Below are 20,372 nucleotides of genomic sequence, written 5' to 3' on the forward strand. Positions count from 1 at the left end.
ACTGTACCTGGATCAGCCCTGCGGCTTGAGAATCAACACCGCCAACGGTGGCAGATTCAGTTCCAGCGACAAGGATTGACCATGACTCGGTACTTCATCGGTCAATGCCCCGCCGCCATTGCCATAGTTGGAGCCGGCGTAAATGTCGGCGTCACTGTTGAACAGCTCGGTCCAGCGCCCGGCAAACGGCACGCCGACCCGATACGCCTGGCGCGGTACCGGGGTGAAGTTGGCAACCACAAGCACTGGCGAGCCGTCCTTGCTCCAGCGCAACCACGCGTAAACGCTGTTGATCGCATCGTCGCCAATCAACCACTGGAAGCCCTGCGGCGCATCGTCCTGATCATGCAGCGCCGGCTCTTCGCGATACAACCGGTTGAGATCGCCAACCAGTTTCTGCACGCCTTTGTGCTCGGAGTACTGCAGCAGGTACCAGTCCAGTTGCTGATCGTGGTTCCACTCGCGCCACTGGCCAAACTCGCAGCCCATGAACAACAGCTTCTTGCCCGGATGCGTCCACATGAAGCTCAGATAGGCGCGCAAGTTGGCAAATTTCTGCCAGCGGTCGCCGGGCATCTTGTCGATCAGCGAGTGTTTGCCGTGCACCACTTCGTCGTGGGAAATCGGCAGGATGAAGCGCTCGGACCAGGCGTAGACCAGACCAAAGCTCAACTCGTTGTGGTGATGGGCGCGGTACACCGGATCCTGCTGGATGTAGTGCAGCGAATCGTGCATCCAGCCCATGTTCCACTTGTAGGAAAAGCCCAGGCCGCCCTGCTGGGTGCTCTGACTGACGCCCGGCCAGGCGGTGGACTCTTCGGCGATCACCAGCGCACCCGGTGCTTCCAGTTCAACCACGTCGTTCAAATGACGCAGGAAGTCGATGGCCTCCAGGTTCTCGCGACCACCGTGACGATTCGGTACCCATTCGCCCGCTTTACGCGAATAGTCGCGATACAGCATCGAGGCCACCGCATCGACACGCAGGCCGTCGATATGGAAGTGTTTCAGCCAATGCAGCGCCGAGGCCAGCATGTAGCCGTGCACTTCAGTACGGCAGAGGTTGTAGATCAGCGTGTCCCAATCCTGATGGAAGCCTTCCAGCGGATTGCCGTACTCGTACAGCGCGGTGCCGTCGAACTGCGCCAGACCGTGGGTATCGGTGGGGAAATGCGCCGGTACCCAATCGAGAATCACGCCGATGTCGGCCTGGTGACAGGCGTTGACGAACTCGGCGAACTGATCCGGCGTGCCATAACGTGCACTCGGGGCGAATTGCGAAAGCAACTGATAGCCCCAGGAACCGCCGAACGGGTGCTCCATGATCGGCATCAGTTCGATGTGGGTGAAACCCAGCTCTTTCACATAAGGAATCAGCCGCTCGGCCAGTTCCGGCCAGGTGTACTGGCGCGCGACTTCGCCGAGATCATCCAGCTCGCACTGCCAGGAACCGGCGTGCAACTCGTAGATCGACAGAGGTTTGGAGCGCTGCTGGCGATCCTGACGGGAATTCATCCAGTCGTGATCCTGCCAGTCGATCTGCAGGGGCGAGGCAACTTTCGAAGCGGTGTCCGGCGGCAGGCTGGTGGCCAGTGCCATCGGGTCGGCCTTGAGCGGCAAAATGCCGTGGGCGCCGAGGATTTCGTACTTGTACAACTCCCCCGCTTGCAGGCGCGGGATAAACAACTCCCACACGCCCGAAGGGTGGCGCAGGCGCATCGGGTGACGGCGACCGTCCCAGACGTTGAAATCGCCAACCACCGAGACACGGCGGGCATTCGGCGCCCACACGGCAAAGCGCACACCGTCCACGCCATCAACGGTTTTCAGCTGCGCACCGAGGCAAGCACTGAGGTCACGGTGATTGCCTTCGGCGAACAGATACAAATCCATTTCGCCGAGCAGCTGACCAAAGCTGTACGGATCTTCGGCAACCTGCTCGCCACCGGCCCAGCGCGTACGCAACAGGTACGGTCGCGCCTGATCGAAATGGCCGACAAACAGCCCCGGCGTCTCGGTCATCTCCAGCGGGCCAAGCTCTTCACCGCTGTCCTTGTCCAGCACCGCCACACTCAGCGCACCGGGCAGATAAGCGCGGATGAACTGCCCACCAGCGCCATCGCCGTGCGGGCCGAGAATGGAAAACGGGTCCTGATGTTCAGCGCGCACCAAAGCATCGATGTCGCGCGCCGAGGGTAACAATGCTTCCTTCACCACACCCTGTTCCTTGTTCGAGAAACTCATGACTACTCTCCACCAAGATCGGAAAAGGGTTTAAGCCCTGTCAATAATCCATACAAGCCGTGCAAAGGCACGGGCAGCCACGTTGGGCGGTTTTCCGCCTCGTAGGCCACTTCATAAGCGGCTTTTTCCAGGCCGAACAACGCCAGCGCGGCGTCGGCACCTTCAGGATCCTGCCAGGCATGCTCAAGACTAGCTGCTGCCTCGCGGTATGCCTGGACAAATGCCTCGCGTGCTTCGCGCAGATAACGCTCGGCGACCCGTTTGCGCGCCGCTTCGGCTTCGACGCTGTTATCGACGTTGTGCACATTGATGGTCATCGCCGCTGCGTAATCGAACGAACGCAGTACGCCGCTGACATCCTTGTACGGGCTGTGCTTGCCGCGGCGCTCGCTCAATGGCCGCGCCGGTTCGCCCTCAAAGTCGATCAAGTAGGCGTCGCCCTTGATCACCAGCACCTGGCCCAAATGCAAGTCGCCATGCACCCGAATGCGCAAGCCGCCGGTGGCTTTCTTCGCCAGATCCTGCACATGGGCAAGAATGGTTTTCTTCTCGTCGAACAGACGCTTGACAAGTTTCTGATCCGCCGCGTTCAACTCGCCTTGATGCTGCTTGAGCAGCTTCAGGGCGTGTTCGACCTGGGCGGTGACGTCCTTGCCTGTCGTGGCCATGTCCTTGCTCGACGACACTTGCGGCGCAAAGTCGGCGTTGTCGGTTGGCGCAGCGAGCACCTGATGCATCTCGCCCAGACGTTGGCCGAGCATGCCGGCGAAGTCCTTCAGCTCGCCGAGCGCGTTGTAATGCTGCTCCTGCTCGGACATGGCGTCGGCCAGTTCATCGCGCAGCGCCCGTTCGAGGTTGTTCTGCGTCCATTCCCATGCGTCGCCCTGATTGCTCAGATAGCCTTGGGCGATCATCAGCAAGTTGTCTTCCCCCTGCGCGTCACGGCGAATCACCGAACCCAGCAGTGGCGAGATATTGGCAAACCCGGCCTCGGTCAGGTAAGCGCTCATCTCCAGTTCCGGGTGTACGCCAGAAGCGACTTTGCGTATCAGCTTAAGCACCAGGCTGTTGCCGACAACCACGGAGCTGTTCGATTGCTCGGCCGACAGGTAGCGCACATCCGACTCGGCGCCGAGGGCGAGTTTTTCCAGATGATCTGTCTGTTCGAAGCGGATTTCGCCTTCGATCGACTCCAGTACGGTGTTGTTCTGCATGCCTTGCAGAACGGCGCGGACGAAGGTTTCCAGGCTGAACGCATCGGTAATCAGGCCGACCTGACGCACACGGCGTACACGCGATAGCGCCAATTGCTGCGGCAACGGCGGGCCGACATGGTCTTCGGCAATGAAGCCGAACGGCAGTTGATAACGATTGGTCTGGCCACCGCTGGTGACTTCGATTTCGCTGAGCAGCACCGGATGCTGGGCATCGCCGAAGCGCACGCCATAAGCCAGATTGACCTTCTCGATCGCCGCGTCCTTGCCGGCGAACCAGCGACGGTTCTGCAGCCAGCTCGGCAGGATGCTTTGCTCCAGCGTCGTCCGCGATGGCGCTTCGAGCAGCTCTTCCATGCGTTTTTTCAGTACCAGCGTGGTGAAGTCCGGCAGGCTCTGCGCCGGCTCGACGTGCCAGCTCGGCATCTGGTTTTCTGCCGCCAGTGCAAACCAATAGAAACCGTACGGCGCCAGGGTCAGGAGGAAATTCAACTGACCGATCGGCGGGAACGCGTTACCGCCGAGCATTTCCACCGGCACCATGCCGACATACGCCGACAGGTCCAGTTCGACCGCTTGCGCACTGCGCGAGACGTTGGCCACGCACAGAATGATTTCGTGCTTGCCGTCGGCATCGGTGTATTCGCGGGTGTAAGCCAGCACGCGACGGTTGCTCGGCGAGAGCATTTTCAAGGTGCCACGGCCGAAGGCTTTCGACTGCTTGCGCACCGCGAGCAGGCGCCGCGTCCAGTTCAACAGCGAGTGCGGATCGCCGGACTGGGTTTCGACGTTGACCGACTGATAGCCATACTGCGGGTCCATGATCGGCGGCAGTACCAGACTGGCCGGATCGGCGCGGGAGAAACCGCCGTTGCGGTCGATCGACCACTGCATCGGCGTACGCACGCCGTCGCGGTCGCCGAGGTAGATATTGTCGCCCATGCCGATTTCGTCGCCGTAATACAGGGTCGGCGTGCCGGGCATCGACAGCAGCAGGCTGTTGAGCAGTTCGATGCGGCGACGGTCGCGTTCCATCAACGGTGCGAGACGACGGCGAATACCGAGGTTGATCCGCGCGCGACGGTCAGCTGCGTAGTAGTTCCACAGGTAATCGCGCTCGCGGTCGGTGACCATTTCCAGGGTCAGCTCATCGTGGTTACGCAGGAAAATCGCCCACTGGCAGTTCGCCGGAATTTCCGGGGTCTGCCGGAGAATATCGGTAATCGGGAAGCGGTCTTCCTGCGCCAGGGCCATGTACATGCGCGGCATCAACGGGAAATGGAAGGCCATATGGCATTCATCACCATTGACGCCAGCGGCATCGGTATCGCCGAAATACAGCTGAGTGTCTTCCGGCCACTGATTGGCCTCGGCCAGCAGCATGCGGTCGGGATAGTTGGCGTCAATTTCGGCACGGATCTGCTTGAGGACATCGTGGGTCTCGGGCAGGTTTTCGTTGTTGGTGCCGTCGCGCTCGATCAGGTACGGAATCGCGTCGAGGCGCAGGCCGTCGATGCCCATGTCCAGCCAGTAACGCATCACCGAAAGCACGGCTTTCATCACTTGCGGGTTGTCGAAGTTCAGATCCGGCTGGTGCGAGTAGAAGCGGTGCCAGAAATACTGACCGGCGACAGGATCCCAGGTCCAGTTGGACTTTTCGGTGTCGAGGAAGATGATTCGCGTGCCGTCGTATTTCTGATCGTCATCGGACCAAACGTAGAAATCCCGCGCCGCTGAACCTGGCTTGGCTTTGCGTGCACGCTGGAACCACGGGTGCTGGTCGGAAGTGTGGTTGATGACCAGCTCGGTGATCACCCGCAGCCCGCGCTTGTGCGCTTCGGCAATGAAGCGCTTGGCGTCGGCCATGGTCCCGTAGTCACTGTGCACGCCACGGTATTCGGCGATGTCATAGCCGTCGTCGCGGCGTGGCGAGGGATAGAACGGCAGCAGCCAGATGGTGTTGACGCCGAGGTCGGCAATGTAATCGAGTTTGGCGATAAGCCCGGGAAAGTCGCCGATCCCGTCATTGTTGGAGTCGAAAAACGATTTGACGTGAACCTGATAAATCACCGCGTCCTTGTACCAGAGCGGGTCTTTGATGAAGGCGGCTGCCTTGGGTTTCTTCGCCATGTGGAACTCCTGAAAAATTCTCTGATACACCGAGGGACTCGCAGTGGTGAGCCCCTGTGGCGAGGGGATTTATCCCCGTTCGGCTGCGCAGCAGTCGCAAATTGCTAAAGCGGTGCAGCTTGAAAAAAGGGGCCGCTGCGCGCCCCAACGGGGATAAATCCCCTCGCCACAAGTGCGGTGCAAATGTTACGAAGCTGTAATCCGCCAAATCCCGAACGGCTGATACGCCGGGTCGATGCGCATAAACTGATACTTGCCGTGCCAGTCCCAGCGATGGCCATTCATCAGATCTTCACCATGGGTGGTGGCGTCGTCCGGCAGGCCCATTTCCCACAGCGGCAGTTCGAAATTCGCTTCCTGCACGTTGTGAGGATCGAGGCTGACCGCGACCAGAATGAAATTGCTGCCATCGGCGCTGCGCTTGCCGAAGAACAGAATGTTGTCGTTCCACGCGTTATAGATTTTCAGGCCCAGATGCGTGTGCAGCGCCGGATTCTGCCGGCGAATGCGGTTGAGCTGGGCGATCTCGGCAATGATGTTGCCCGGCGCGGTGAAATCGCGGACACGGATTTCGTATTTCTCCGAATCCAGATATTCCTCTTTGCCCGGCACCGGTGCCGATTCGCATAACTCGAAGCCGGAATACATACCCCACAGGCCCGAGCCCATCGTTGCCAAGGCAGCGCGGATGAGGAAACCGGGACGCCCCGACTCATGCAAAAACGCCGGGTTGATGTCCGGGGTATTGACGAAGAAATTCGGCCGGTAGCATTCGCGCCACGGCGACTGGTTCAGCTCGGTGAAATATTCCGCCAGCTCGGCCTTGGTATTGCGCCAGGTGAAATAGGTGTAGCTCTGCGAGTAACCGACCTTGCCCAGACGCGCCATCATCGCCGGCGTGGTGAAGGCCTCGGCGAGGAAGATCACCTCCGGATACAAGGTGCGAACGTCGGCGATCAGCCATTGCCAGAACGGCAGCGGTTTGGTGTGCGGGTTGTCGACGCGGAAGATCTTCACACCTTCCTTGACCCAGCCGACGACGATGTCGCGCAACTCGACCCACAGGCTCGGAATTGCATCCGGCGCGTAGAAGTCGACGTTGACGATGTCCTGGTATTTCTTCGGCGGGTTTTCGGCGTATTTGATCGTGCCGTCCGGGCGCCAGTTGAACCAGCCCGGATGCTCTTTGAGCCATGGGTGGTCCTGGGAACACTGGATGGCGAAGTCGAGAGCGATTTCCAGGCCATGATCGGCGGCGGCAGCCACCAGGCGGCGGAAATCTTCACGGGTGCCGAGTTGCGAGTGAATCGCTTCGTGGCCACCCTCCTCGCTGCCGATCGCGTACGGGCTGCCCGGATCGTCCGGGCCGGCAGTCAGGGAGTTGTTGCGGCCCTTGCGGTGGGCGCGGCCGATCGGGTGGATCGGCGTGAAGTACAACACGTCGAAGCCCATGTCCTGAATCATCGGCAGACGCGAGTGCACGTCGTTGAACGTGCCTTGACGCTGGGGATCGTCGGTGATCGAGCGCGGAAACAGCTCATACCAACTGGCGAACTCGGCGAGTTCGCGCTCGACGTCCATGGGGAATTCGGCGCTGATGCTGAGGTAGGCGCGGTGATCGGCCTGGGCCATCAGCTCTGCACTGCGCGAGTGCAGAAACAGCGCGACCTGCTCGGTTTCGAGCAGGCCGGACAATTCATGGTGCAGCGCGGCAAGCTGCTCGCTGAGCTGACCTTCGCTGCGTTCGGCGGCCTGTTGCACCATGCTCCGGCCTTCCTGCAGCTCCAGGGAAACCGGCACAGCAGCGTTGTGCTTCTTTTCCAGTTCGTACTGGAAGCTGGCGAAATGGTCGATCCACGCTTCGATGCAATACAGATAGCGGCCCTGCTCTTGCGGGCGGAACTGGCCTTGCCAGGTATTGTTGCCCTGATCGGACATGACCTCGGTCTGCCAGGTCTCTTGGCCTTCTTCGCGCCAGCGGATGCGTACGGCGAGCTTGTCATGGCCGTCGGCAAACACTTTGCTGGTCACCACCACTTCGCGTCCGGCAACCGACTTGACGGCAAACTGGCCTCCGTCGAGGGTCGGCATGGTGTTTTCGATGACGATTCGAGGCAGCAGCAACGCCTGCGACAATGGCATGTGCGGGTTGTAACTCAACTCTGAAGGTCTTTCAGCAGTCATTGAGCATCTCTCCTTAACGCCCCAAGGACGCTCTTGTGCCGGAACAGTATTCGCGACAAAGCGCCGGCCCTGTCATGAACTCACTTAGGTTCCGAGCAACCGGCGCGGGGAAAAGTTCAGATGAAATTAACAAGACAAGCCGGCGGATCGAATTTGCCGTACCCGGGTCAACTCACTTAAGCACGTCCCACGCCATGTGCCATATGGAGGTCATCAGATGAACATCCCGATCCCGGCGGAAACGCCTGATCCAAACATCGACAAACCCACCCTGCCCGATACCGAGCCGCCGCCGGTGCCCGAGCAAGAACCACCCGGCACCACGCCACCGCCGAAAGAAGAGCCACCGAGCACGATGCCGCCGGTGATCGTCTGACCCTTGCCCCCCTGATCGTTCCCACACGAAGCGTGGGAACGATAATCAGCCGGCGGGGAGTCAGAGGTGGTCGTTCTTGTCGACATCCTTTTCGAACACTCTGACCACGTACGGCATCACACTGAAGATCGCCAGTGCCAGAATGGTACTGAGCAATGCCGTCGCCTCCTTGCCCAGCCCCGCCGCCACGCCGATCGCTGCAGTCATCCACAATCCAGCTGCTGTGGTCAGACCTTTGACATGGGATTCGTCGCCCTGCTGATTTTTCAGAATGGTGCCGGCGCCGAGAAAGCCGATCCCGGCAATCACGCCTTGCAATACGCGACTCATCGCATCGGATTCTGCGCCCGAGGTCTGGGGCACCAATACGAATAGCGCAGCGCCCAACGCCACCAGCATGTGCGTGCGCACGCCCGCTGCCTTGCCTTTATGCTCGCGCTCAAATCCGAGAATCCCGCCGAGAATCGCCGCCATCAGCAGGCGTACGGTGATCCGGGTCATTTGCGAGGCGTCGCCGATGTCGGCAAATTCGGCTTGCACCGTTGCCCACACTTCATCCCACCAGTCTTCCATCGTGCCTCCCTTGTTATTGGTTAGATAAACGATGGACAACAGCGACCATTAATCGGTTGCGCAGAACGATCGGCGCGCTGCGCTTCCTAATATGCAGACCTCACTGGAACAAGGACTGCCGCTATGCCCGTTCGAATCGATGAATCCAACCCCGAACAGAAAGTGTGTTTTTTCACCGTCGAGCATGGTGAGGAAATTCGCATCTGCGACACCCTTGAAGTCCTGACCGACAGTGACAAAGCCATGTCGTTTGTGGAAATCGAAGGCAAACGTACCTACATCACCGAAGCAGAAGCCGATGCCCTGACCGTCGCCGGGGCCAAGGACGGGCGCAAACATCTGAAGGCCGATGAAAGTGATTCGGTGGTTTGATTGATCTCGATCAACACCCGACGCAGACGCCTGCAATAGGCGTTTGCGCCGTGCCTGGCAGGTTGCTTCAAGTTGTCGCAGGCATTGCGTCAAACCTCATCTGATCCGATTTTTATTGCCAAACCTGAGTCTGTTCTGCAAACAGATCGGCGCTCATAGTGCATCGGCCTGATGGAGGCTGATGAGCGAACGACTATGAGCGAGCAAATCCCCGTCCGAACCCTAGAAGCAGCGCCGACGATAAAAAGCGTACCCGCGCGCCCACTGAAAGCGACTGCCGGATCCACCGACAAGCAGATCCACACTCGCAGTTTCACCGGCCTGTTCCGCAACCTGCGTATGAGCGGTGCCGGACTTCTGTTTGTGCTGTTTTTCGGCACCGTGTGGCTGAACTGGGGCGGTCGGCAGGCCGTACTGTGGGATCTGGCGGAAAGCAAATTCCACATCTTTGGCGCGACGTTCTGGCCGCAGGATTTCATTCTGCTTTCGGCGCTGCTGATCATCGCTGCTTTCGGTCTGTTCGCAATTACCGTGTTCGCCGGTCGCGTCTGGTGCGGTTACACCTGCCCGCAGAGTTCGTGGACGTGGATCTTCATGTGGTGCGAGAAGATCACCGAAGGCGAGCGCAACCAACGGATCAAACTGCAAGCGGCGCCATGGAGCCTGAACAAACTGGCGCGGCGCGCCGCCAAGCACACGCTGTGGCTGGCAATCAGCGTGATCACCGGCCTGACCTTCGTCGGCTATTTCACCCCGATCCGGCCGCTGGCCGAAGAACTGCTGACCCTGCAGATCGGTGGCGTCAGTTTGTTCTGGGTGCTGTTTTTCGCCGCCGCCACCTACATCAACGCCGGTTGGCTGCGTGAAGCCGTGTGCATGCACATGTGCCCGTATGCGCGGTTCCAGAGTGTGATGTTCGACAAGGACACGCTGACCATTGCGTATGATGCCGCCCGTGGCGAAAACCGTGGTCCGCGCAAGCGTGATGTGCGCCCGGTCGAAGCCGGCCTGGGTGATTGCATCGACTGCCAGTTATGCGTGCAGGTCTGCCCGACCGGCATCGACATCCGCGATGGCTTGCAAATGGAATGCATCGGCTGCGCAGCGTGCATCGACGCCTGCGATTCGATCATGGACAAAATGCATTACCCGCGAGGCCTGATCCGCTACAGTTCCGAGCGCGAATTGCAGGGCGGCAAAACCCATCTGCTGCGTCCGCGTTTGATTGGCTATACGGCGGTGTTGTTGGTGATGATCGGAGCGTTGGCACTGGCACTGATCGAGCGGCCGATGGTATCGCTGGACGTGACCAAGGATCGCGGGCTGTTTCGTGAGAACGCCCAGGGGCAGATCGAAAATATTTATTCGCTGAAAGTGATCAACAAGACTCAACAGCGGCAGGAGTACCGGTTGAGTCTGGTTGATGGCGACGGGTTTGAATTGCACGGCAAAACGGCATTGAGCCTGGCACCCGGGGAGATTGTCGATGTGCCGGTGTCGGTGGCGATGACCACCGAGCGCCCGGCGAGCAGTACGCAGACTTTGAGTTTCAGGATTGAAGACAGTAACGAGCCGCAGGTTTACAGCGTGGCGAAGAGCCGGTTTGTGGCGCCGATGAATCGCTGATTGCCGTTAGACTGCGGTGCTTTCATTCGCGAGCAGGCTCGCTCCCACAGGAAATCGCGGTCGTTGTGGGAGCGAGCCTGCTCGCGAATGGAGGCGACGCGATTCCTTATAGACCCCATTCGGATCCACCATGAAACGCTACGAAAAATTCGCCGACGACATCGCTGAACTGATCCGCTCCGGCGTCCTCGGCCCTGGCCAGCGGGTACCGTCGGTGCGCTATGCCAGCCAGGCTTACGGGGTCAGCCCGTCGACCGTGTTCCAGGCCTATTACCTGCTCGAACGCCGCGGCCTGATCCGCGCCCGGCCGCGCTCCGGTTACTTCGTCAACGCCCATACGCCGAGCACATTCTCCGAGCCGGTAATCAGCAGCCAGGTTAACGAATCCACTGAAGTCGACGTCAGCGAACTGGTGTTCTCGGTACTCGATTCGATCAAAGACCCCAACACCGTGCCCTTCGGCTCGGCCTTCCCCAGCCCGACGCTGTTCCCGCTGCAACGCCTGTCGCGCTCCCTGGCCAGCGCCGCGCGGGAGATGGACCCGCGCATGGTCGTCACCGACATGTCGCCGGGCAACCCGCAACTGCGCCGACAGATTGCCCTGCGCTACATGGTCGGCGGGCTGATGCTGCCGATGGAAGAGCTACTGATCACCAACGGCGCGCTCGAAGCGCTGAACCTGTGCCTGCAAGCGGTGACCGAGCCCGGTGATCTGGTGGCCATCGAGGCCCCGGCGTTCTACGCCAGCCTGCAGGTGCTCGAGCGCCTGAAGCTCAAAGCCGTGGAGATCCCCGTGCACCCGCGCGATGGCATCGACCTCGGTGTGCTCGCGCAAACTCTGGAACGCCATCCGATCAAGGCCTGCTGGTGCATGACCAGTTTCCAGAACCCGATGGGCGCGACCGTGCCCGAGGCGAAGAAACAGGAACTGGTCGAACTGCTGCGTCAGCATCAGGTGCCGTTGATCGAGGACGACGTCTACGCCGAGCTTTATTACGGGCAACAGGCGCCAAAACCGGCCAAGGCTTTTGATACCGAAGGATTGGTCATGCATTGCGGCTCGTTCGCCAAAAGCCTCGCGCCCGGTTATCGCATCGGCTGGGTGGCGGCCGGGCGTTTCGCGCAGAAAATCGAACGGCTCAAGCTGATGACCTCACTGTGCGCTTCGATGCCGGCGCAAGCGGCGATCGCCGATTATCTGCAACACGGCGGCTACGATCGGCATCTGCGCAAACTGCGTTATGCCCTGGAAGAACAGCAGAGCGCGATGCTCGCGGCGATTGCCCGCTACTTTCCGGCGCAGACCCGCGTCAGCCAACCGGCGGGCGGCTACTTCCTGTGGCTGGAATTGCCGGAGCAGATGGATTCGCTGAAGCTGTTCCAGATGGCACTGGCACAAGGCATCAGCATCGCGCCGGGGCCGATCTTCTCGCCGACCCAGCGTTTCAGGAACTGTATTCGCTTGAACTATGGCAGCCCCTGGACCGAGGAATCGGAAAACGCGATGGAGACGTTGGGGCGGATTGTGCGGTCGTTCTGATGATTCTGTGCTGTTTGCACCGGCCTCATCGCTGGCAAGCCAGCTCCCACATGTATCTTCGACATATACAGAATCTGATGAGGCCGCAAAACCTGTGGGAGCTGGCTTGCCAGCGATGAGGGCCGCACTTTTAGCGAAAATCTTTCGGCCTTACCGCCCGCCCCCCAAATCAACAAACGTCCCGGTTGCATACGACGCCTTGTCCGACAGCAACCAGACAATCGCCTCCGCCACTTCATCCGGCCGCCCGCCCCGGGCCATGGGAATCGCCGACTCAAGCTTGCTGACTCGATCCGGGTCGCCGCTCAGCGCATGGAAGTCGGTATAGATGTAGCCCGGACGCACGGCATTGACGCGAATGCCCTCGCCTGCGACCTCTTTCGACAGACCGATAGTGAAGGTGTCGAGCGCACCCTTGGATGCGGCGTAATCAACGTACTCGTTCGGCGAACCGAGGCGTGCCGCGACCGAGGAGACGTTGACGATGCTGCCGCCCTGCCCGCCGTGTTTGGGCGACATGCGCAGGATCGCGTGTTTGGCGCAGAGGATCGGCGCCAGCACGTTGGTTTTCATGATTTTGAGGATGCGGAATTCGGACATCTCATCGACCCGCGATTTCTGCCCAACGGTGCCGGCGTTGTTGACCAGCGCGGTGACGCGGCCCAGTTCGGTGTCGACGCGATGAAACATCGCGATCACTTCGTCTTCGATGCTGACATCGGCGCGAACCGCGATGGCCTGGGCGCCCAAGGCGCGAACCTGCTCGAGCACGCTGTGTGCGGCCTGTTCATCCGACTGATAGTTGATGCAGATCCGGTAGCCCTGTTCGGCGGCCAGCAATGCCGTAGCCGCGCCGATTCCGCGGCCGCCACCGGTGATGACAATGACTTTATCCATGCTGGCCTTCCCCCACGTGCACACGTAACAGTCGGGGCCAAGAATAACTGCCATTCATGGCTTTTGCATGGGTTCTATGGTGTTACCGCCATCCCCTGTGGGAGCGAGCCTGCTCGCGAAGAACGATGACTCGGTATCTCAGACCACCGCCAGCCGTTGCCCACGCACGATGTCCTGCATGAAGCGCTCCGCCGGCATCGGATGGCCGAGCAGATAGCCCTGCAGCGAATCACAGCCCAGTTTGGTCAGGAAATCCTGTTGCGCGCCGGTCTCTACACCCTCGGCGACAATCCGCAGATCCAGGGCCTGCCCCAGCGCAACAATCGCCGAGACGATCGCCGCATCATCGCTGTCGTGCTCCAGATCACGGACGAAACCGCGGTCGATCTTCAATTCATTGGCCGGCAGGCGCTTGAGGTACATCAGGCTGGAATAACCGGTGCCGAAGTCGTCGATCGACAGGTCGACGCCCATGTCCGACAGCTCTTGCAGCACGGTCATGCTCGCGTCAGCGTCGCTCATCGCTGTGGTTTCAGTGATTTCCAGGGTCAGGCTGTTGGCCGGCAAATGGTGGGTCGCCAGCGCCTTGGCCACGCTTTGCACCAGCCCGGCATGGCAGAACTGCAAGGCCGAGAGGTTCACGGCAATGCGCCAGTCGGTGTAACCGAGCACGTACCATTCGCGCATCTGCCGGCAGGCTTCGTTGAGCACCCATTCGCCCATCGGAATGATCAACCCGGTTTTCTCCGCCAGATCAATGAATTTATCCGGCATCAGCATGCCATGCAGCGGATGCTTCCAACGCAGCAGCGCTTCGGCACCGACCGGACGGCCATTGGCGGCGTCGAATTTGGGCTGGTAATGCAGGCAGAACTGGTTGTGCTCGATGGCCGCGCGCAGGTCCTGTAACAGTTGCAATTGTTTACGCGCGTTGGTGTTCATCGACGCATCGAAGAAGCTGTAGCCATTCTTGCCGCCGCCCTTGGCATGGTACATCGCGGCGTCGGCGTTCATCAGCAGTTCCTGGGCGTTGTCACCGTTGCCCGGGTAGAGGGCAATGCCGACGCTGGCGGAAATCTGCAGATCATGTTCAGCGACGCGGAACGTGCGACCGATAAGGCTGACCTGACGCGCAGCCAGGCTCAAGGCGTCATTGGGCTCGCTCAAACGCACCAGCAGAACGAACTCATCGCCACCGATCCGCGCCAAGGTGTCCTGGCTGCGCAAGTCCTCACGCAGACGCGCGCCGACTTCACGCAGCAATTGGTCGCCCATGTGATGGCCGAATGCGTCGTTGACCGGTTTGAAGCCGTCGAGGTCGATGAACATCAAGGCGAAGCAGCCGCCCTGCTCTTCAACTTTTCTGATCGCCTGATTGATGCGGTCGTCGAGCAACATGCGATTGGGCAGACTGGTCAGCGGATCGTGCAAGGCCAGTTGGGTGAGTTCGCGGTTGGCTACGGTCAACGAGTGCGCCAGATCAGCGGTGCGCGCTTCGAGGCGGGCATCGAGAATCGAGGTCAACAGGGCAATCGACAGCACCGCCAGCGTGGTGACCACGACCAGACTGTCGAGGCCATTGCCCTTCAAGCCATTGAGTGTCGCGCCGCAGAAACTGCCGTCAGGAAATTGCGCCGCCGCCATCCCGGTGTAGTGCATGCCGACAATCGCCACCCCCATGATCACCGCCGCGCCGGCACGAATCAGCCGCACATAGGGCGAATGCTGGCGCAGGCGAAAAGCAATCCACAACGCCGCTGCCGAGGCGCCGACGGCAATCAGCAAGGAGGCGCTGAACAATGTTGGGTCGTAATCGATGCCCGGGGTCATGCGCAGCGCGGCCATACCGGTGTAATGCATGGCGCTGATGCCCGCCCCCATGATCAGCGCACCGAAGGCCAGTTGCGCCAGGGGCAGCTTCGGCTGGCTGACCAGCCACAAGGCGAAACCGCAGGACAGCACCGCGATCAGCAGCGACAGCGCAGTGAGGGCGAAGTCATAGCCCAGGTCGATCGGCAATTTGAAGGCGAGCATGCCGATGAAGTGCATCGACCAGACGCCAACGCCCATCGCCAACGCCCCGCCCGCCGTCCAGAAATGCACGGCCCGGCCTTTCGCCGTGGCGATGCGCCCGGTGAGATCGAGCGCCGTGTAGGAAGCCAGAATGGCCACGCACAACGAGATGAAAACCAGAGTGAAGGAGTAGCTGCCGATGAGCATGGACGTTCTCGTGACAAGCCGAAACCGTACTGCTTCCATTCTCGGTCGGGCAAATGCGGCGATTGTACTGATTGCGCGGAAGAACGCACTGACAAAGTAACCAAATTGCCATCAAGCCGATGAAACGCTTGTTCGATCGTCCTACAAGGCTCTGCGGTGGGCTTTAAGCACACCTTGTGAAAGCGATCTCACGCCAGACACAAATCCCTGTGGGAGCGAGCCTGCTCGCGAAGGCGCCGGCACAGCCACCATCTCACTCGACTGACCCACCACTTTCGCGAGCAGGCTCGCTCCCACAGGTTCAGCGGTTGTCGCTGACGTCCAGTTGGCCGTCCCAGCCGCCGCCCAGTGCGGCGATCAGTTGTACGCTGGCGATCAGTCGGCTCTGCAGAATATTCAGCACACTGCGTTCGTTACTCAGCGCCGTGGCTTGCACCACGACCACGTCGATATAGGCAATCAGCCCGGCCTTGTACTGGTTTTCCGTCAGGCGCAGGGAATCGCGGGCGGCATCCAGCGCTTCCTGGCGCACTGCTGCTTCGTCTTCATACACCTTGAGCTGGACCAGGTAGTTTTCCACTTCGCGGAAACCGTCGAGCACGGTCTGCCGGTAGCGCGCGACGGTTTCGTCATAGGCCGCCTCGCTGCGGTCAACCTCGGCCGAACGAATGCCACCATCGAAAAGAGGTAACGACAGCTGCGGGCCGACCGACCAGAAACGGTTCGGCAGACTGATCAGGTTTTTCGAGGTACTGCTGCTGTAGCCGCCGCTCAGGCTCAGGGTCAGGTCCGGGTAATACGCGGCTTTCGCCACGCCGATGTTGGCATTGGCGGCAATCACCGAGCGTTCGGCCGAAGCGATGTCAGGACGGCGTTCCAGCAGTTGCGAAGGCAGGCTCAACGGCACTTGGGGCAAATTCGGGATGTTCTGAGTTTCGGCGATGCTGAAGTTGGCCGGGGCTTCGCCAGTGAGCACGGCAATGGCGTTTTCAAACTGTGCGCGCTGCCAGATCAGGTCGACGAGATCGGCCTGGGTGCTTTTCAACTGGGTTTGCGCCTGCGCCACGGCATCGCGCCCGGAAACCCCGGCGCGGTACTGGTTCTGGGTCATTTTCAGCGAACGCTCATAAGCGGCAACGGTGGCCTCAAGCAAACGCTTCTGCTGATCGATCACGCGCAGTTGCAGGTAGTTCTGCACCAGTTCCGATTGCTGACTCAGACGCATCGCTGCCAGATCGGCAAAACTCGCCTGGGCGTTGGCCTCATCCGCCTCCAGCCCACGGCGCAGCTTGCCCCAGACATCGGCTTCCCAACTGACGCCCAGTTGCGCGGTGTAGGTATCACGAATACCGCTTGAGGAACTGCTCAAGCTCGAACTGCTGCTGCCGGTGCCCTGACTGGAGCGGTTCTTGCCCAGACTCAAGTCGACGCTGGGGTAAAACGCCCCACGCGCGCTGCGCACCAAAGCCTGCGCTTGACGAAACTGCGCTTCGGACTGGGCAACGGTCTGGTTGGAGCTGTTGAGTTTTTCGATCAAGGCGTTGAGCTGTTGGTCGCCGTACAACTCCCACCAGGCGCCACGGGCCAGCGAGTCGCTTGGGTTGGCCTGACGCCAGCCTTCGGCTTCCTTGAACTGAGCGATTTCGGCGGTTTGCGGGCGCTGGTAGTCCGGGCCGATCGCGCAAGCGCTGAGCAGCGCCACGCACAGCGACAGGCTCAACAGGCGCGAGCCGCGAACGGTGGCCAATTGGAGAAGCGAACGGTCAGTCATAGCGGAGTTTCCAGAGCGGCGTCAGTGCGCACGCCACGCCATTTATTGAAACGATGGCGCAGCTTGTCGAGATAAAGGTAAACCACCGGGGTGGTGTAAAGGGTCAGGACCTGGCTGAACACCAGGCCGCCAATGATGGTCAGGCCCAGCGGCTGGCGCATTTCCGCACCCTCGGCGCGGCCGAGCAGCAACGGCAAGGCGCCGAGGATTGCCGCCAGCGTGGTCATCAGAATCGGACGCAGGCGTTGCAGGCAGGCGCTGCGGATCGACTCCAGCGGCGACAGGCCCTGATGACGCTCCAATTGCAGCGCCAGATCGATCATCAGAATGGCGTTCTTTTTCACCACGCCGATCAGCAGGAATATCCCCAGCAGGGAAATCAGGCTGAACTCGCCGCCCAACGCATAGATCGACAGCAACGCGCCAACCCCGGCCGAGGGCAAGGTCGAGAGAATGGTCAGCGGGTGGATGTAGCTTTCATACAGCACACCGAGCACCAGATACACCGCCAGCAATGCACCGAGGATCATAAATGGCTGGCTCTTCTGCGTGGCCGCGAAGGCGTCCGCAGTGCCGGCCATTTTCGCAATCACATCCTCCGGCAAACCGACCTTGGCGATCGCTCGTTCGATGGCGGCACTGCCCTGCTCCACGGTCACGCCTTCTGCCATGTCAAAGGAAATGCTTTCGGACGCGAACTGGCCTTCATGACTGACCCGGTCGTTTTCCAGGCTGTTTTCGTAATGGGCGAACGTCGACAGCGGCACCCGCGCACCGTCAGCGGTAATCACCTCGACCTGCTTGAGCGTCACCGGATCCTGGGCGTATTTCGGATTGACCTCCATCACCACCTGGTACTGGTTGAGGCTGTCGTAGATCGTCGAAATCTGCCGCTGGCTGTAAGCGTTATTGAGCACGGCGGTGACCATGTTCATGTCGACCCCCAGCCGCTTGGCCTGATCCCGGTCGACAATCAGTGTCACCTGCTGCGCCCCGGCACCTTCGCGGGCATCGATGGCGGTCAGCTCGGGCAAGGCACGCAACGCGGTGACCACTTTCGGGAACCACTTGCGCAATTCCGCGAGGTCGCCGCTTTGCAGGATGTAGGTGTATTGCGAACTGGTCTGCTCGCGGCCGCCGCCAAATTGCAGGTCCTGGTCGGCCATGAGCATCAACTGCGCCCCGGGCACCTTGGGCATTTCCTTGCGCAGGCGTTCTATGACCTTCTGCGCCGACAGCTGGCGTTCCTTGATCGGTTTGAGGCGCACGATCATGAAGGCGTTGTTGGTGCCGTTGTTGCCGCCGATGAACCCGGCCACGCTTTCCACCGCTTCATCCTTGAGCACGGCGCGGCGGAAGGTTTCCATTTTCGGCTGCATGACGTTGAACGACAGACCGTCGTCGCCACGCACGAAACCGATCAACTGGCCGGTGTCCTGCTGCGGCAGGAAGGTTTTCGGCACCACCACATACAGCGCAATGTTGACGCCCACTGTGAGCAGCAGACTGAACAAGGTCAGACGCCGATGACGCAACACCCAGTCGAGGCTGGTGGCGTATTTGCCGACCATCCAGTCGTTGGTCTTGTGGCTCCAGCGTTGCAAGCGGTTTTCCTGCCCCGGCGTGTGCGGCTTGAGCCAGCGTGCGCAGAGCATTGGCGTCAGCGTCAGGGAGACCACCAGCGACACCACGATCGCCGCCGCCAGGGTGATGGAAAATTCGCGAAACAAGCTCTCGACCAGCCCACCCATGAACAGGATCGACAGGAACACCGCCACCAGCGAGACGTTCATCGACAGCAGGGTAAAGCCGACCTCCTTGGCCCCGAGGTACGCGGCCTGCATCGGCTTGACTCCCTCGTCGATGTGCCGGGAGATGTTTTCCAACACTACAATCGCGTCGTCCACCACCAGACCCGTGGCGAGAATCAGCGCCATCAGCGACAGGTTGTTCAGCGAGAACCCGTACAGATACATCACCGCGAAAGTACCGACCAGCGACACCGGCACCGCCAGGGTCGGGATCAGCGAGGCGCGGAAGTTACCGAGAAACAGGTAAACCACCAACACCACCAGGGCGACGGCGATCAGCAAGGTCATTTCGGCTTCGTGCAGCGTGGCCTTGATCACTGGCGAGCGATCCATGGCCAGATTGAGTTTGACGCTGGCCGGCAGCACCGCTTGCAGCGCGGGCAACTGCGCCTTGATCTCGTTGACCGTTTCGATGATGTTGGCGCCGGCCTGACGGTTGATCACCAGTAGCACCGCCGCATCGTCGTTGAAGAAACCGCTGTTGTAGCGGTCTTCGACGCCATCGCTGACTTTCGCCACGTCCTTGAGACGCAACGCGGCGCCATCGGCGTAGTGAATGATCAGCGACTCGTAATCCTTGGCTTTCTCCAACTGGTCGTTGGCCTGGATCTGCCACAGGCGCTCGCCGTCCTCGACCGAGCCCTTGGGCCGGCGCACGTTAGCGTCGGCGATGGTCTTGCGCACATCGTCGAGGGCCACGCCGTACTGGTTCAGCGCCTGCGGTTCGAGCTCGATGCGCACCGCCGGCAGCGAACTGCCACCGATCTGTACTTCACCAACGCCCTGCACTTGCGACAGGCTTTGCGAGAGGATGGTCGAGGCCAAGTCGTAGAGCTGGCCTTTTTCCAGCACATCCGAAGTCAGCGACAGCACCATGATCGGCGCTTGCGACGGGTTGACCTTTTTATAGGTCGGCATGCTGCGCATCCCGCTTGGCAGCAGATTGCGCGAGGCGTTGATCGCCGCCTGCACTTCCCGCGCCGCGCCGTTGATATCGCGGTCGAGGTCAAATTGCAGAATCACCCGCGTCGAACCCTGACTGGAACGGCTGCTCATGGTATTGACGCCGGCAATCGCACCGAACGACCGCTCCAGCGGCGTCGCCACCGTCGAAGCCATCACCTCGGGACTCGCGCCCGGCAGACTGGCCTGAACCACGATCACCGGGAAATCCATCTGCGGCAATGGCGATACGGGCAACAGACCGAAGCTGACACCGCCGAGCAACATGATGGCCAGCGAGAGCAGCATGGTTGCCACGGGGCGTTTGATGAAGGGACCTGAAAGATTCATGCGCTCCAGCCCCTACCGCCGAACCCTGTGGGAGCGAGCTTGCTCGCGAATGCGGTATTACATTCAACATTGAAAGTGACTGACCCACCGCTTTCGCGAGCAAGCTCGCTCCCACAAGGGA

At 60.5% G+C, this 20,372-nt stretch carries 12 protein-coding genes; 4 read left to right on the forward strand and 8 right to left on the reverse strand.

Translation table 11 applies throughout. The features are described 5' to 3' along the window. Nucleotides 1-12: 12 nt before the first annotated feature. The 3 genes from glgB to BXA01_RS02590 all read right to left on the reverse strand — a co-directional run bounded on the left by glgB (nt 13) and on the right by BXA01_RS02590 (nt 7,772). Nucleotides 13-2,244: a 1,4-alpha-glucan branching protein GlgB gene (gene glgB / locus BXA01_RS02580; protein ID WP_076563082.1), complete on the reverse strand. Its 2,232-nt coding sequence runs from the start codon at nt 2,242-2,244 to the stop codon at nt 13-15. Between the two features lie 2 nt (nt 2,245-2,246). Further along, on the reverse strand, nt 2,247-5,588 hold the full coding sequence (gene treS / locus BXA01_RS02585; RefSeq protein WP_076563083.1) for a maltose alpha-D-glucosyltransferase: 3,342 nt from the start codon (nt 5,586-5,588) through the stop codon (nt 2,247-2,249). 186 nt (nt 5,589-5,774) lie between these two features. Next, nucleotides 5,775-7,772, reverse strand: a complete 1,998-nt coding sequence (locus BXA01_RS02590) for an alpha-1,4-glucan--maltose-1-phosphate maltosyltransferase (protein WP_076563085.1) — start codon at nt 7,770-7,772, stop codon at nt 5,775-5,777. A gap of 217 nt (nt 7,773-7,989) precedes the next feature. On the opposite strand from BXA01_RS02590, the gene BXA01_RS27060 reads away from it, so the two are divergent. Next, nucleotides 7,990-8,148 carry a hypothetical protein gene (locus BXA01_RS27060; protein WP_162999838.1) on the forward strand — a complete coding sequence of 53 codons (159 nt, stop codon included), beginning with the start codon at nt 7,990-7,992 and terminating at the stop codon, nt 8,146-8,148. Nucleotides 8,149-8,208: 60 nt separating this feature from the next. Here the strand turns inward: BXA01_RS27060 and BXA01_RS02595 are convergent, their stop codons facing one another. Beyond that, nucleotides 8,209-8,721: an MgtC/SapB family protein gene (locus BXA01_RS02595; RefSeq protein WP_041480993.1), complete on the reverse strand. Its 513-nt coding sequence runs from the start codon at nt 8,719-8,721 to the stop codon at nt 8,209-8,211. Between the two features lie 123 nt (nt 8,722-8,844). Between BXA01_RS02595 and BXA01_RS02600 the strand changes: the two genes are divergently transcribed. The 3 genes from BXA01_RS02600 to mapR all read left to right on the forward strand — a co-directional run bounded on the left by BXA01_RS02600 (nt 8,845) and on the right by mapR (nt 12,259). Continuing rightward, nucleotides 8,845-9,093 carry a DUF3203 family protein gene (locus tag BXA01_RS02600; protein ID WP_076563087.1) on the forward strand — a complete coding sequence of 83 codons (249 nt, stop codon included), beginning with the start codon at nt 8,845-8,847 and terminating at the stop codon, nt 9,091-9,093. Between the two features lie 195 nt (nt 9,094-9,288). Further along, nucleotides 9,289-10,719, forward strand: coding sequence for a cytochrome c oxidase accessory protein CcoG (gene ccoG, locus BXA01_RS02605; RefSeq protein WP_076563089.1), 1,431 nt, complete (start codon nt 9,289-9,291; stop codon nt 10,717-10,719). A gap of 130 nt (nt 10,720-10,849) precedes the next feature. Then, nucleotides 10,850-12,259 (forward strand): GntR family transcriptional regulator MpaR, encoded by a 1,410-nt coding sequence (gene mapR / locus BXA01_RS02610; protein WP_076563091.1) that lies wholly within the window; start codon nt 10,850-10,852, stop codon nt 12,257-12,259. A 150-nt stretch (nt 12,260-12,409) separates the two neighbouring features. Here the strand turns inward: mapR and BXA01_RS02615 are convergent, their stop codons facing one another. From BXA01_RS02615 to BXA01_RS02630, 4 genes are all read right to left on the reverse strand, one after another. After that, on the reverse strand, nt 12,410-13,156 hold the full coding sequence (locus BXA01_RS02615) for an SDR family oxidoreductase (protein ID WP_041480996.1): 747 nt from the start codon (nt 13,154-13,156) through the stop codon (nt 12,410-12,412). A 138-nt stretch (nt 13,157-13,294) separates the two neighbouring features. After that, complete coding sequence (locus BXA01_RS02620) at nt 13,295-15,376, reverse strand: putative bifunctional diguanylate cyclase/phosphodiesterase (RefSeq protein ID WP_076563093.1); 2,082 nt, start codon at nt 15,374-15,376, stop codon at nt 13,295-13,297. 301 nt (nt 15,377-15,677) lie between these two features. Further along, entirely contained in the window at nt 15,678-17,147 is a 1,470-nt protein-coding gene (locus BXA01_RS02625; RefSeq protein ID WP_076563095.1) for an efflux transporter outer membrane subunit, read from the reverse strand. Next, a complete protein-coding gene (locus BXA01_RS02630; RefSeq protein ID WP_071172349.1) occupies nt 17,144-20,251 on the reverse strand; it encodes an efflux RND transporter permease subunit in 3,108 nt (1,035 codons plus the stop codon). Before BXA01_RS02630 ends, BXA01_RS02625 begins: the two co-directional genes overlap by 4 nt. Between the last annotated feature and the right edge of the window lie 121 nt (nt 20,252-20,372).

This window comes from Pseudomonas sp. B10, from assembly GCF_900156235.1.
Taxonomy (GTDB): domain Bacteria; phylum Pseudomonadota; class Gammaproteobacteria; order Pseudomonadales; family Pseudomonadaceae; genus Aquipseudomonas; species Aquipseudomonas siliginis.

Bases quoted from the DNA above. Each gene is read 5' to 3' on its own strand.
- glgB (WP_076563082.1), bottom strand. From the start codon at position 2,244: ATGAGTTTCTCGAACAAGGAACAGGGTGTGGTGAAGGAAGCATTGTTA.
- treS (WP_076563083.1), bottom strand. From the start codon at position 5,588: ATGGCGAAGAAACCCAAGGCAGCCGCCTTCATCAAAGACCCGCTCTGG.
- BXA01_RS02590 (WP_076563085.1), bottom strand. From the start codon at position 7,772: ATGACTGCTGAAAGACCTTCAGAGTTGAGTTACAACCCGCACATGCCA.
- BXA01_RS27060 (WP_162999838.1), top strand. From the start codon at position 7,990: ATGAACATCCCGATCCCGGCGGAAACGCCTGATCCAAACATCGACAAA.
- BXA01_RS02595 (WP_041480993.1), bottom strand. From the start codon at position 8,721: ATGGAAGACTGGTGGGATGAAGTGTGGGCAACGGTGCAAGCCGAATTT.
- BXA01_RS02600 (WP_076563087.1), top strand. From the start codon at position 8,845: ATGCCCGTTCGAATCGATGAATCCAACCCCGAACAGAAAGTGTGTTTT.
- ccoG (WP_076563089.1), top strand. From the start codon at position 9,289: ATGAGCGAGCAAATCCCCGTCCGAACCCTAGAAGCAGCGCCGACGATA.
- mapR (WP_076563091.1), top strand. From the start codon at position 10,850: ATGAAACGCTACGAAAAATTCGCCGACGACATCGCTGAACTGATCCGC.
- BXA01_RS02615 (WP_041480996.1), bottom strand. From the start codon at position 13,156: ATGGATAAAGTCATTGTCATCACCGGTGGCGGCCGCGGAATCGGCGCG.
- BXA01_RS02620 (WP_076563093.1), bottom strand. From the start codon at position 15,376: ATGCTCATCGGCAGCTACTCCTTCACTCTGGTTTTCATCTCGTTGTGC.
- BXA01_RS02625 (WP_076563095.1), bottom strand. From the start codon at position 17,147: ATGACTGACCGTTCGCTTCTCCAATTGGCCACCGTTCGCGGCTCGCGC.
- BXA01_RS02630 (WP_071172349.1), bottom strand. From the start codon at position 20,251: ATGAATCTTTCAGGTCCCTTCATCAAACGCCCCGTGGCAACCATGCTG.